A 12,336-nucleotide genomic window follows, 5' to 3' on the forward strand; every position below is an offset into this window, starting at 1 on the left:
GGTTTCAAAAGAATGCATAACCAATTCAAGAGCCATTCGGCTCGTCACATTTGGTACAATCGCATTTTAATCCGGTTAATTTATAATGATTTATATTGATTTTAGAAAAACCAGCTCGCCACAAAAATAGCGGTAATCACACAGATTACGTCCACCAAAAGCATAGTGCCCAGAGCATAACGGGTATTTTTAATATTTACAGAACCAAAGTAAACGGCTATTACATAAAAAGTGCTTTCTGCGCTGCATTGAAAAATACTGCTTAGTCTTCCTGTTAACGAATCTGCACCAAACGTATTCATCGAGTCAATTAAGAAACCTCTTGATCCTGCAGAACTAAAAGGACGTAACATGGCTACCGGTAATGCATCTGTAATTTGTTTGTTTACGCCCATATTCGAAAAGATAAAAGCAATACTATCACTGATGATTTCAAATAAACCACTGTTTCTGAATAAAGAAATGGCAACCAACATCCCTAAAACATAAGGAAAAATAGTTACTCCGGTTTTAACACCATTATTGGCTCCAACTACAAAAGCATCAAAAACAGTCGTACTGGCTTCTGTGAATTTTTTCTCATGAAGGAATGAAAAAATCAAAGTAAAAGCTATAATTCCAACCAATATTAATCCCGAAAGATTAGAGGTAAAGTAGTTTTTTCCAATTAAATCCAAGTGATTTACATACATCAATAAACCAACAATGGCCGCAATTAGTACCATTAAACCAATAAGTAGGGAAGCGCTTTTGAAATTGATTTTTTGTTTGATTCCAACGATTAGAAAAGCAGCTATAGTACCAATAAACGAAGTAATGATGCACGGCAGCATTACATCGGCAGGGTTGCTGGCGTTGGCAGCCGCGCGATAACCAATAATCGAAGTTGCGATTAAAGTAAGACCCGAAGCATGCAGACACATAAACATAATCTGAGCATCACTGGCTTTGTCTTTGTCGGGGTTAATTTCCTGTAAACTTTCCATGGCTTTTAAACCAAACGGAGTGGCCGCAGAATCTAATCCTAAAAAGTTAGCAGCAAAGTTTAAGGTCATATAAGAGATAGAAGGGTGATTTTTAGGAATACTCGGGAATACTTTTACGAAAACCGGACTCAAGGCTTTCGCCAGTTTTCCGGATGCTCCCGAAATAATTAAAAGTTCCATCAACCCGCAGAAGAAGGCTAAATAAGCCATAAGCGGTAAAACCAAATCAAGTAGTGTACTTTTGCAGGTAGGCAATAAACCATCTGATTTTTGGACACCACTGAAAATTTTTACGGTTTTGTTTTTATAAACATAAGTGGTATCGGCATTAAGCGTATCACGATTGATGATTAGCGTTTGATCCGGCGCTTTTTTGATGCTGTCTTTGATAAAAGCAGGAAGTTGCTCAATGTATTTTTCTGAAATCAGGATCGGATCGTCTTTTTTTCCATTCAAAACATAATCAATAGTATACGTATTGGCAGTAAACAAGCTGATTACAATAAAGACAATTGAAGAAATAAAAATAGCCAACCAAAATCTACTTAATACCATAATTTTGTTTTTTTTGTAAATGTAATTATTTAGCCATAATAAGCGCAAAGATTTTGCTTGTGAAAACAGAAGTATTTAAAGAAAACCGAATGACTTTGCTGCAATTTTAGCTTATTCAATGCTGATTTTCGATTCTAAATAGTTTTCAAAGGGTATAATAGCTTCGAAAACAAGGTTTTTTTTATCAGGAGCGATTGCCTCAAAAAAGCTGGTTTCTATTTTTGTATGTTCCTTTTTGGCCGTGCGTTTCCAGGTTCCGATTACTTTTTCATTCTCAATAATTATCGGCCAGAAGATACCATTGTTGGTGAAAGCGTTTGGCTGATGCTCTTTGGCAATTGTAATTTCTCTGGTTTTATACGAGATTAGAATTTCGTCAAAAGAAGGGAGGAAATGAATTTTTTTAGGAATCGAAGCTTCCGTAGACAGGCCTTTCTTAAACCAGTATTTTGTACCTTCAACCTCGATTGTGTCAAGTTCTGACTCAACTGAAAGAACTGCAAGTTTGGCTACAGTAGCGGGAAAGCCCGACCACCAGATAAAATCGGGTAATGTTGCGGGGCCATGACTTTCAAAATAGCGTTTGGCAAGTCGGGCTAAGCCTTCTTCTTTTGTCAGTTTGGTTTTTGTTTTTGGAACTTTTTCTTCCAGTAAAGAATAGGTTATTTGTCTGCCTTTCATGTTTCCGTTGCAGACAACACCGTCTAACTCGGCATAGCCCATGATCAGTGTACTTGAGAAATTTTGATCGGTTTCTTTTTTAAAACCCAGCTCTCGTATGATTTCTTCACGCGTGAGACTTTTATGGTTCAATAAAATCTTTTCGATTGAGTTATTGATTTTTTTAAGCTTCTTCTCGTCCAAATCATATTTTTTAGCGGCCGAAAGAATAATTTTTTTCACCTGAGGCCCGGAAATGTCAAGCATCCAATGAATGTCAGTTGCCGAAACAAAATGCCAAGTAGGGCGTAAAATATGGGTGCGGATGATTTGACCTGAATTAATAGCCTCTTCGATCATTTTCTCTGAAGCGTCACATCGGGAACCAATTGCCCATTTGGCCATGGTATAATCCTGTGCCTGCATGGCACCTAAATGCTGTACAATTTCCTGAGGTTCATGAAAGGTGGTTTTCAGGATTTTCTGAGAAGCCATTCTTAAAAGTGCTATTTCCGGATGTGTCATATTTTAAACCATTTAGTGCTGTTTTGGTAAATCATTTACTGCTGTCTGGGGAACCATATAAGTGATGTAAGTTCATTTAAAATCTGTGTGAAAATATAGCTGTGAGAATATATCTCGCAAAGTCGCAGAGGCGCTAAGTTTTTAGTTTTGTCACTCTGAATCTTTGCAACTTAATAATAAAACTTAAAAGTGTTATTTTCCCATGTGCCCTATTTAAACCATATAAGTGACGTAAGTTCATTTAAAATCTGTGTGAAAATATAGCTGTGAGAATTTATCTCGCAAAGTCGCAGAGGCGCTAAGTTTTTAGTTTTGTTACTCTGAATCTTTGCAACTTAATAATAAAACTTAAAAGTGTTATTTCCCATGTGCCCTATTTAAACCATGTAAGCGATGTAAGTTCATTTAAATCTGCTTAATCTGCCAAATCTGCGTGAAATCTAATTGTGTGGGTTTATCTCGCGAAGTCGCAAAGTCACACAGTTTTTATTGCTAATCTTTAATCTTTGTAACTTTGTATTTCAGCAACTTGGCCTCTTCAAAAAATCTATACATGAATAATCTCATCCTCAATCAGTAGATCTTCCCGACGCAAACGCAGAAAAATCTGTGCAACGGCTATTGTGTCTTTTTCGCAATAAGTTACAATCCGGTCAATATCTTTCTCTACATAAAAAACATGAGCAACCTGACTTCCGTCGATATCGCCTTTTGGTGATGGAATGCCAAGAATTTTGGTTAGTAATTTTAGAGACGTAAAATGTTTATAATCGCCAAACTTCCATAACTCCAAGGTATCGAGATGGGCAATTTCCCAAGGTTTTTTTCCGAATAAGTTAAGTTTGTTTGGAATTGCAATCTGATTGATAATCATACGTCGTGCAATAAACGGAATATCAAACTCTTTGGCGTTATGTCCGCACAAAATATGCTGCGGTCCATTGAAATGATTATTCAGCAGATTATTGAAGTCGTGGAGTATCTTCTTTTCTTCTCCAAAAAAGGAAGTCACTCTAAAATTTCGAATGTCGCCTTTGATGATAAAATACCCCACCGAAATACAAACGATTTTACCAAACTCTGCCCAAATACCGGCACGATCGTAAAATTCTTCAGGAGAGAAATCGTCTTTTCGCTGATACTGGGTTTTGTGATCCCACAAAGATTGCATCTCAGCATCCAGAGAAGTAAAGTGCTCCTCTTCCGGAACGGTTTCTATATCCAGAAACAAAATGTTGTTAAGGTTTATTTTTTCAATCATTTCTTTTGAGACTTCTTAGAGCATTAGACTTTTGCAAGTCGATTTAGCTTACAAATATGCGTAAAATTCTTACTATTTAGACAAAGAATTAGAATAAACTTTGCTGTTTAACAGGATTCTCATGTTCTAAAAGCCACTTTTTGCGCCAGATTTCTCCGGCGTAACCGGTAAGAGATCCATCTGTACCGATAACACGGTGACAGGGTACTACAATCCAAAGTGGGTTTTTACCATTTGCCGATGCAACAGCGCGAATTGCTTTTACATCGCCCAGTTTTTTGGTCTGGTCCATATAACTTACTGTTTTTCCATAGGGAATCTCGAGCAGAGATTTCCAGACTTTTTGCTGAAATTCAGTTCCCTTTGGGTTTAGTTTTAAAGTGAAATCAATTCTTTTACCTTCAAAATATTCCTGTAATTGCACAACAGCCTCTTGCAGTACTTCGGGTATTTCAACAGAAACCTGTCCCTCCTTTGTTACCGAAATAACCGAGATACCCTCTTCATCACCAACAATTGTTGTGATCCCGAGAGGAGATTGTATGTATGCTGTTTGTTCCATGTTTCTTTTGGCTGGTCTTTCACAAAGTTCGCAAAGTTTTTTTATTAAACATAACTATTTAAACCATATAAGTGATGTAAGTCCATTTAAGCTTTGCGCTTAATTTTTTGTAGGCAACAGTATTATATGAACTTACATCACTTATATGGTTTAAAAAAAACGCCGCTAATAATTTTCCAGCTTAAAGCTATAATTTAATAAAGTTTCAATTTTTTTACTTGAAATGGTTTTCTGGCTATTTGATTTTTCGGAGCTGAATTTTGGTAAAGCTAAGTTTAAATCAATCGCTTTTTGTGTGTAATATTCCTCACGGGTAGGATGGAAGGGAGCAGCAGCATTGAAAACTTCGTTCCATTTAGCGAGGGTAATTATTTCTTCAATGACTCCAATACAATCCTTTTGATGAATCAGATTGACCGGTGCATCCGGATTTGGCAGGTTTTCTTTTCCTGCAAGAAACTTTACAGGCTGGCGATCTTCGCCAATTAGTCCTCCAAAACGCAGAATCGTAGTTTCAAAATTGGGATTATTTTGTAAAACTGCTTCTGCTAAAAGCAATTGTTTCCCGCTTTCGGTATCGGGGTTTGGATTTGTTTCTTCAGTAATAGTGCTGTTTTCATTTCCGTAAACAGAAGTTGAGCTCACAAAAAGTACTTTTTTTACGCCTGCTTTTTCAATAAACGGAATCAGGTTTTTTATTTTTTCTACAAAAACTTTCTTTTCAGAATCCTGATTTTCTGCTCGTAGTTTAGGTGGGATGTCAATAATCAGAACATCACTTTTATCCAAAAATGGAACTATAGTTTCTGAAATTTGATCCTCTTCAATCGAAACTAAAAACGCATTTATTCCGGTATTTTGCAGAATTGAGAGTTTGCTGTCAGTAGTCGTCGATCCGTTTATCCGATTTCCTTTTGCGATTAATTGTTTCGCCAAAGGCAAACCCAGCCAACCGCAGCCTAAAATACTAATTTGTGTCATTTGTAATTTTTATTCGACTATAAAGGTAATGTAAAACGGACTTTGTCTTTTCCTTTTGCGCCAATTCTGTTGTAGAATTTGATTGCTCTTTCGTTAAATTGTGGTGTTTGCCATTGTATATTGGCGCATTCTTTTTCAACGGCAATTTGGTTAAGTCTGTCGATCAAGAGTTCCCCAATTCCAAAACTTCGCACTTCTTCTTCCAGAAACAAACAGTCCATGTACATAAAATCGGCAGCATCCCAGGTCGAATAGTCAAAGGTATAGGAAGCGTAACCCACGATGGTGTCAGTAGTTGCTACTACTAAACAGTTTAGTTTCTGTTTTTCGTTAAATAATGCTTTTTTTAAGGCTTCTTCTTTTCCGGCAATTGAAAAATCAGCTTTCTCGAAGGCGGCATGTTTTTGGCATAAAAGGACTAATTTAGGTAAGTCTGCAAGTTCGCAGTTTCTTATTGAATATTCCATTGAAGATTGATTTCGGTTTGTAAAAAGGTAATAAAATGATGAAAATAGTCCGGATACAATTCCTTTTCGCGGATCGCGATAAAGTGTTTTCTTTTTAAACCGTTTTTGCCAATTTTAACGGCCTTGATCGGACTCGTTTTTAAATGCGGCAATAACGCCCATTTTGCCATAGACATAACCCCCATATCGGCTTTGACCATTTCTAACGAAGCTTCCGTCAGAGGTAAAGGAGTGATTTTTTTTGGGATCACCTTGGCGGGACCCAGAATAAATTGATGAATGGTAACCGTTTCCATCGGAAGGGAATGAATCAGCAAATGTTCGTTTACAAAATCTTCTGCAACAACATATTTTTTGTTGGCCCAGGCATGGTTTTCAGAAACTGCCATGACAACTTCGTCCTGAAAAAGTTCCATGTATCTAATGTTATTGTCTTTTATCTGATCGCTTACTATGGCAATATCAATGGTGTTTTCTAATAACTTTTGTAATGGTATGTGAGTTGCTTCTGTGACAATTTTTAGCTCAACGTTCGGATATAAAAGATGAAATTGTTTTAGTACGGAAGGCAACCAGTGGTAACTCGAAAAACATTCGGTGCTAATGCGGATTTCACCGTGTTCACCAAAAACCATTTGTTTGATTTGAGTCTCTGTTTGCGAAAGCTTGTCGAGAATTTCATTGGCAATCTGATACACTTTTTCACCGGCCTTGGTCAGAACCAGTTTTTTATTGATTCTCGAAAAGAGAGGAGTGCCCAATTGATACTCGGCTTCTTTAAGTTGATGGCTCAGAGCTGATTGTGTCAGATGAAGTTTGTCGATTGCTTTGGTAATGCTTCCTTCTTCAACGATCGCTTTTATCAGTCTTAAATGACGTGTTTCCATTTTTAGAGAATTTATAGGTAAAGGAACAAAATTTTACGATGCATTTTTCATGAAAAATAGTAATCAAGTAGATGAATTCTTTTCGTTTTTATAGTGTTTGATGTTCGAGTACTTTTGGAAAAATAATCACTAAAACTATAGTTAAAATGGAAGCACAAATTAAACATTATGAAGACAAACTGGCTTACGAAATGGATCCGTCTGATTTATTTGAAGCTTTGAATAGCGGCGAAAAAGTAGTTGTAATTGATGCCAGAAAAACATTTGGTTTTGAAGCAGAACATATTCCCACAGCGATTAATATTCCGCATCGTGAAATGACAATCGAAAGCACTAAAGAGCTGGATAAAAAAGTGCTGTATGTAACCTATTGTGACGGTATTGGTTGTAATGCATCGACTAAAGGAGCTTTAAATATGGCAAAATTAGGGTTTAAGGTAAAAGAGCTAATTGGCGGTATCGAATGGTGGAAATTTGACGGATATGCCACCGAAGGCAGCAATGGAGTAAAAGCAGGATTGAAAATAGAATGTGCCTGCTAAAGAAAAAGGGCAGATTTTCGAATTGAAATCTGCCCTTTTGCATTTGTAAAATATCGTTTATGATTCGACTACTGCTTTTAGACTTTGCAGAATTGGACTTTCTTCGCCTTGAGGCTCTTCCTGAACGGCTCCCTCTCGCTTATCTTCCTGAATAATTTCGAGTTTTACCTTCTGATCTTCTTGAGTTAAAAGATAGGTCATAAGGAAATAGTTTTCAGGTTTATCTTCTAATCCAGGTCTAGGAAAAAACAGGGAATACTTGATTTTTTTATAGTGAACTAGTTCCAGAATAGTTCCCCATTGCTGAAAAACGTGTCCGTCCCATTCATTTCTAAATCGAATTTCGCTGCCTATTTTCCAGTCTGTGATTAAATCACTTTCGTATTGCCATTGTTTTACGAGAACAGGCTGTGTTAAAGCAGCCCAAACTTTTTCTATTGGAGCGTTAAAGACTATTGTTGAAATGTTTGTCGCCATAAAACTTCGTGTTTATTTTGGTTGAACAATAGATTTTAAACTGTCTTTTGAAACACTTGTACTGTCTTTTATTGGAGTTGTGGCAACAGGAACATTTAGAGGAGCTGTTTCTCTTTTTATTTTCTGTTGCACCAAAACGGCATCATTCAGAACAAAAGGGGTTGGCATCATCCAGTCACTTCTTGGTTTGATGTTTAATAACGGGTTGGTCATTAAATCAAATGAACTTTCAATCAAATCCATATCAAAAACAGTTAATTTGTTGATGTAGAATTCCAAAATAAGAGGTTCATTGCCTACAACATAATAACACAATACCTTAACATCATCGCGTTCTAAACGATTTCCTTTTTGTCCGGAAGTCGAAACGCCATTTGCTTTAAAGTTAAAAAACGTCATTTTGGTATTGGCATAAATATCGTAACGATTTACTTTTCTATTGGGTGTAATTTTTATTTTTAAGTACCTGTTGTTTCCAACAACACTGTCTTTTAAGAATGCAATAGTTGGTTTTGGAACCGTAACAATCGGTGCAATCGCGCTATAAGTAAAACCTGAACCATATTTGCTGGTAATAGGTAGTGTATTTAAGCCTACTGCTTTATGATCGGTTTGTCCCAGATACGTTTTGGTCCAATCGTCTAAGTTGGTGTCGTAAGTAGTCCAAAGGGCTGAGTTGGTGTTGGCATTATAAACATACAATAAACTATTTGATTTTGCTTTTCCGTGTTCATAACCCGAATTGATACCAGCGTAAGTGAAAAAGCCGATCGACAGGACAAAAAATAATATCGTCCAAACTCCTTTTTTGAAAAACGCACCAAATAGCGGTAGCAAAAGTCCGAATAACAATACGGTCAGTATGGCGCTTACAAAAAGTATTTTTAATCCAAGACCAACAGGGAACATTATTATAAAAGGAGCAATAATGGCTAATGCCGGGATACTGAATAATAAATTTATACCTAAACTATAATGTTGTGTGATTACAAAAATTCCAAATAAAAACACTCCAAAGTAGACCGGAATAATTAGAAAACCGGCTCCTGTCAGACTATTGGCCAGAAGAGCATTGATGATTATCCAAAGTAAGAGTGGTGCTACAAAATGGTTCATTGTAGTTTTTGCCTCCGAAAAATGGTGGTAGAAAGCAAAACAAATGGCGATACTTAATGTTACAAAAGCGCCGATATAGGCATGTCCATTATAGGTAAATCCATTTAATAGGTCATTGTATTGCGGGTAGATTTGCAAAAGTATTTTCCAGCCTAAAAAAGTAACCAATCCGGAGATTATTATAGAACCAAATAACGGAACAAATCCTCTGAAGATTTCTCTAAAGGTGATGACACGTTTTGCTTTTCCAATAAAAATAAAAAGAATTAATAAACCTAAAGCGATGAAAGTCATTGGACCAACCCATGAAAATGGATAGCTAATAAAAAAGCCAAAAGGAACCGTAAAATAAACATTGTCTTCCGTTGCAGTTGTTGCATTGAGATCAATATTTGAAAAATAGTCTAACAAGGGCATTAAATACGTTCCCTGATGCGCCAGCGTATTTTTGCTTAAATGTTGAATGTCATCCTGCTGAGTGTGGTAGTTAAAATGACCATCAATAAAAGCAAAGTTAAATCCCTGTATGTTTCCTTGTTCTCTAAAAACGGTCAGATCGGTGTCGTTTGGAAGCATTTTGTAAATGCTGTACATAAGTGAATTAGAAACCGGGAATTTTGTTTTTGCATTTGAAAATTCTTTCACCAATGTTTCATTTCCTTTATTGGTCTCCATTAACATATAACTTGGGCCTGAAGAGCCTCTGGCTTCAAAATTTAAAACTAAGCCCACTTCTTTTGCCCAAGGATGTTGATTTACAAAAAGAGCGGCGCCATTTAGTCCTAATTCTTCGGCATCTGAAAAGAGAATGATAATATCGTTTTTGTGTGGTTTTTTAGCATATAAAAAGGCACGAACACCTTCAAGAATAGTGGCAACTCCCGAGGCATCATCGCTTGCTCCTTTAGAGAAAGAATGCGGTGCGCTGTCATAGTGAGAAAGCAATAAAAGTGCTTTTGAATTGTTTGTTCCTTTTATGCGGGCAAGAATATTCTTAGATTTTACGAGAAGACCTTTATCGTTAAGGGTGAATCCTTCCTGGACTGACGTTTCCAAACCGATTCGGTTGAGCTCAAGTTTAAGATAATTGGCTACTAATTCATGATTTGTCGAGCCTACATAATGGGGTTTTTGGGCTATGATTTTAACTTGATTTAGTGCGCGTTCGGTCGAGAATTCGGCAAGAGCTTCTTCATTTTTAGAAACCCATTGGGGCATCATTGTGGCGTATATAATGGCCAGAATGGCTATAACGCATAGAAAGGCTAGTATCGAAGTAGGATTTTTTTTCATGTTGAATATACTAAATTTCTTTTTTCACGAGCATATAATAATCATTGTCCAAAGAGCGATATCCCTGGTCGTATAGAAAATAATAAGTGTTCCCCGTTTTGGTCTGCAAAATATTAGTAAAAAAATCAAAATCAAAGCCTTTGTTCAACATTTTATCTTTTCTTGCTTTTGATTTTCCTTCTGTGTTTAACTCGGACAAAATACGGTAATTTTTGCGTAGCTTATTGTTTATATTTCGCATGAAATTAGTGGTGTCCTTATTGATCTTGTTGTTGTAGGCATTTCGGCAACTATCTGAACAAAATTTCTTGTCTTCACGGCCTACAATCTTTTCGGAGCATTCGAGGCATGTCTTCATGGATCCAACTTTTTAATTTCATATAAATCATTTCTTCGGTCTTTTAAGATTCGGACACTTCCGTGCTCATGGAGTTGTTTTAGTAAATTCAAATCAACATCTACAATTAAGGTCATCTCTGTATTTGGGGTTGCTTCTGCTTTTATTCCATTACTTGGAAAAGCAAAATCAGAGGGGGTAAATACAGAAGCTTGCGCATATTGAATATCCATATTGTTCACTTTTGGTAAGTTGCCTACACAACCTGCAATTGCAACATAACATTCGTTTTCTATAGCCCTTGCTTGCGAACAATGTTTTACACGGGTATAAGCATTTTGTGTGTCTGTGAGGAAGGGAACGAATAAGATATTCATTCCTTCATTGGCCATAATTCTTGAAAGTTCAGGGAACTCCACATCATAGCAGATCAGGATTCCAATTTTGCCACAGTCGGTATCAAAGGTTTTAAACTGAGATCCACCTTTCATTCCCCAATGTTGTACTTCGTTTGGAGTCACGTGAATTTTGGTATACATTTCCGATGTTCCATCTCGTTTGCATAAAAAACCAACATTGTATAAATTACCATTATCTAAATACGGCATGCTACCGGTAATGATATTGATATTGTATGAAATGGCAAATTCCTGAAAACGTTTCCGGATCGGGTCAGAGTAACGAGCCAATTCCCGAATCGCTTCCGCTTCTGATAAATGATTGTAATCGGCCATTAAAGGCGCTATAAAGAGCTCCGGGAATAACGCAAAATCACTTCCATAACCGGAAACAACATCAATAAAAAATTCGGCCTGCTCAAATAAAGCTTCCACATTGTTTAACTGACGCATTTGCCATTGAATTAATCCCAAACGAATAACGCTTTTTTCGAGATTGATAAGTTTCGGACTCTCATCGTAATAAACATTATTCCATTCTAAAAGCACAGCAAATTCTTTGGATTCTTCGTCGCCTTCTAAATAGTTTTTAATGATGCGCAAAACATGAAAATCATTACTGAGTTGAAAGGATAGCACCGGATCATGTAATTCTTTGTGTTTTACTTTGTCGATATAATTTTTTGGAGTGAGTTTTCTGGCATGTTGCGCATAATTCGGAATTCGTCCTGCAAAAACAATGGCTTTTAGATTCAGTTGCTCGCAAAGTTCTTTTCGGGCATCATACAAACGACGGCCTAAACGCAAACCGCGGTATTGCGGGTGGATGAAAACATCGATACCATATAGGATTTCACCATTTGGATTGTGAGTAGAAAACGTATAATTGCCGTGAATTTGGTTGTAGTTATGTCTTTTATCGACCAATGTCTCATCGACGATCAAGGACAAGGCAGATCCTACCACTACTCCGTCGGCCAGAATAACTAGTTGACCTTCAGGAAATATAGAGAGTAGTTTTTTAATATCGGCAGATCTCCAGTATGAATTGGCCATTTCGGGATACGATTCTACCATTGAGTTCTTCAATTGTTTGTAATCGTCAAATTCCAAATTTCGCAGTTCAACTTTATTGATTTGTGTTTGCATATCGTAGGGCTTTTCTCAAATATACAAAAATATTTCCATTTGCAAACGGTTACAAATAATTACAACCGAAAGTAAATGGTTGGTTACCGAATAGTTATTGAAAGCTGTAGCATCTTTGCCCTGTTGAATTTAATGTACGA

The 12,336-nt window shown here is 36.7% G+C and carries 12 protein-coding genes; 1 reads left to right on the forward strand and 11 read right to left on the reverse strand.

Annotated elements, in window-relative coordinates; all coding sequences use genetic code 11:
• Window positions 1-101: 101 nt before the first annotated feature.
• The 7 genes from AB674_RS12250 to AB674_RS12280 form a co-directional block, all read right to left on the reverse strand.
• Window positions 102-1,541: a nucleoside recognition domain-containing protein gene (locus AB674_RS12250; RefSeq protein WP_047776957.1), complete on the reverse strand. Its 1,440-nt coding sequence runs from the start codon at window positions 1,539-1,541 to the stop codon at window positions 102-104.
• A gap of 111 nt (window positions 1,542-1,652) precedes the next feature.
• Window positions 1,653-2,726, reverse strand: coding sequence for a winged helix DNA-binding domain-containing protein (locus AB674_RS12255; RefSeq protein WP_047776959.1), 1,074 nt, complete (start codon window positions 2,724-2,726; stop codon window positions 1,653-1,655).
• A gap of 547 nt (window positions 2,727-3,273) precedes the next feature.
• Window positions 3,274-3,987 (reverse strand): 3'-5' exonuclease, encoded by a 714-nt coding sequence (locus AB674_RS12260; RefSeq protein WP_047776965.1) that lies wholly within the window; start codon window positions 3,985-3,987, stop codon window positions 3,274-3,276.
• 88 nt (window positions 3,988-4,075) lie between these two features.
• Window positions 4,076-4,549 carry a methylated-DNA--[protein]-cysteine S-methyltransferase gene (locus AB674_RS12265; protein WP_047776967.1) on the reverse strand — a complete coding sequence of 158 codons (474 nt, stop codon included), beginning with the start codon at window positions 4,547-4,549 and terminating at the stop codon, window positions 4,076-4,078.
• 165 nt (window positions 4,550-4,714) lie between these two features.
• Window positions 4,715-5,530 (reverse strand): SDR family oxidoreductase, encoded by an 816-nt coding sequence (locus AB674_RS12270; RefSeq protein ID WP_047776969.1) that lies wholly within the window; start codon window positions 5,528-5,530, stop codon window positions 4,715-4,717.
• 17 nt (window positions 5,531-5,547) lie between these two features.
• The gene (locus tag AB674_RS12275) at window positions 5,548-5,997 is read right to left on the reverse strand and encodes a GNAT family N-acetyltransferase (protein WP_047776971.1); all 450 of its coding nucleotides are present in this window, start codon (window positions 5,995-5,997) and stop codon (window positions 5,548-5,550) included.
• Window positions 5,982-6,884: a LysR family transcriptional regulator gene (locus tag AB674_RS12280; RefSeq protein ID WP_047776973.1), complete on the reverse strand. Its 903-nt coding sequence runs from the start codon at window positions 6,882-6,884 to the stop codon at window positions 5,982-5,984. Before AB674_RS12280 ends, AB674_RS12275 begins: the two co-directional genes overlap by 16 nt.
• A gap of 146 nt (window positions 6,885-7,030) precedes the next feature.
• Between AB674_RS12280 and AB674_RS12285 the strand changes: the two genes are divergently transcribed.
• Window positions 7,031-7,426 (forward strand): rhodanese-like domain-containing protein, encoded by a 396-nt coding sequence (locus AB674_RS12285; protein ID WP_047776975.1) that lies wholly within the window; start codon window positions 7,031-7,033, stop codon window positions 7,424-7,426.
• 57 nt (window positions 7,427-7,483) lie between these two features.
• Here the strand turns inward: AB674_RS12285 and AB674_RS12290 are convergent, their stop codons facing one another.
• From AB674_RS12290 to AB674_RS12305, 4 genes are read right to left on the reverse strand one after another with little or no spacing between them, the layout of a single operon-like run.
• Window positions 7,484-7,903, reverse strand: coding sequence for an SRPBCC family protein (locus AB674_RS12290; RefSeq protein ID WP_047776977.1), 420 nt, complete (start codon window positions 7,901-7,903; stop codon window positions 7,484-7,486).
• A gap of 12 nt (window positions 7,904-7,915) precedes the next feature.
• On the reverse strand, window positions 7,916-10,312 hold the full coding sequence (locus tag AB674_RS12295; RefSeq protein ID WP_047776979.1) for a M28 family peptidase: 2,397 nt from the start codon (window positions 10,310-10,312) through the stop codon (window positions 7,916-7,918).
• 10 nt (window positions 10,313-10,322) lie between these two features.
• Window positions 10,323-10,670 carry a hypothetical protein gene (locus AB674_RS12300; protein WP_047776981.1) on the reverse strand — a complete coding sequence of 116 codons (348 nt, stop codon included), beginning with the start codon at window positions 10,668-10,670 and terminating at the stop codon, window positions 10,323-10,325.
• Complete coding sequence (locus AB674_RS12305) at window positions 10,667-12,196, reverse strand: carbon-nitrogen hydrolase family protein (RefSeq protein ID WP_047776983.1); 1,530 nt, start codon at window positions 12,194-12,196, stop codon at window positions 10,667-10,669. The genes AB674_RS12300 and AB674_RS12305 overlap by 4 nt, the downstream gene beginning before the upstream one ends.
• Window positions 12,197-12,336 lie beyond the last annotated feature (140 nt).

The organism is Flavobacterium sp. ABG, assembly GCF_001027725.1.
Taxonomy (GTDB): Bacteria; Bacteroidota; Bacteroidia; order Flavobacteriales; family Flavobacteriaceae; genus Flavobacterium; species Flavobacterium cupriresistens.

Coding starts and splice junctions, on each gene's coding strand:
- AB674_RS12300 (WP_047776981.1), bottom strand. CDS start 10,670: ATGAAGACATGCCTCGAATGCTCCGAAAAGATTGTAGGCCGTGAAGAC.
- AB674_RS12260 (WP_047776965.1), bottom strand. CDS start 3,987: ATGATTGAAAAAATAAACCTTAACAACATTTTGTTTCTGGATATAGAA.
- AB674_RS12280 (WP_047776973.1), bottom strand. CDS start 6,884: ATGGAAACACGTCATTTAAGACTGATAAAAGCGATCGTTGAAGAAGGA.
- AB674_RS12275 (WP_047776971.1), bottom strand. CDS start 5,997: ATGGAATATTCAATAAGAAACTGCGAACTTGCAGACTTACCTAAATTA.
- AB674_RS12305 (WP_047776983.1), bottom strand. CDS start 12,196: ATGCAAACACAAATCAATAAAGTTGAACTGCGAAATTTGGAATTTGAC.
- AB674_RS12255 (WP_047776959.1), bottom strand. CDS start 2,726: ATGACACATCCGGAAATAGCACTTTTAAGAATGGCTTCTCAGAAAATC.
- AB674_RS12250 (WP_047776957.1), bottom strand. CDS start 1,541: ATGGTATTAAGTAGATTTTGGTTGGCTATTTTTATTTCTTCAATTGTC.
- AB674_RS12295 (WP_047776979.1), bottom strand. CDS start 10,312: ATGAAAAAAAATCCTACTTCGATACTAGCCTTTCTATGCGTTATAGCC.
- AB674_RS12285 (WP_047776975.1), top strand. CDS start 7,031: ATGGAAGCACAAATTAAACATTATGAAGACAAACTGGCTTACGAAATG.
- AB674_RS12265 (WP_047776967.1), bottom strand. CDS start 4,549: ATGGAACAAACAGCATACATACAATCTCCTCTCGGGATCACAACAATT.
- AB674_RS12290 (WP_047776977.1), bottom strand. CDS start 7,903: ATGGCGACAAACATTTCAACAATAGTCTTTAACGCTCCAATAGAAAAA.
- AB674_RS12270 (WP_047776969.1), bottom strand. CDS start 5,530: ATGACACAAATTAGTATTTTAGGCTGCGGTTGGCTGGGTTTGCCTTTG.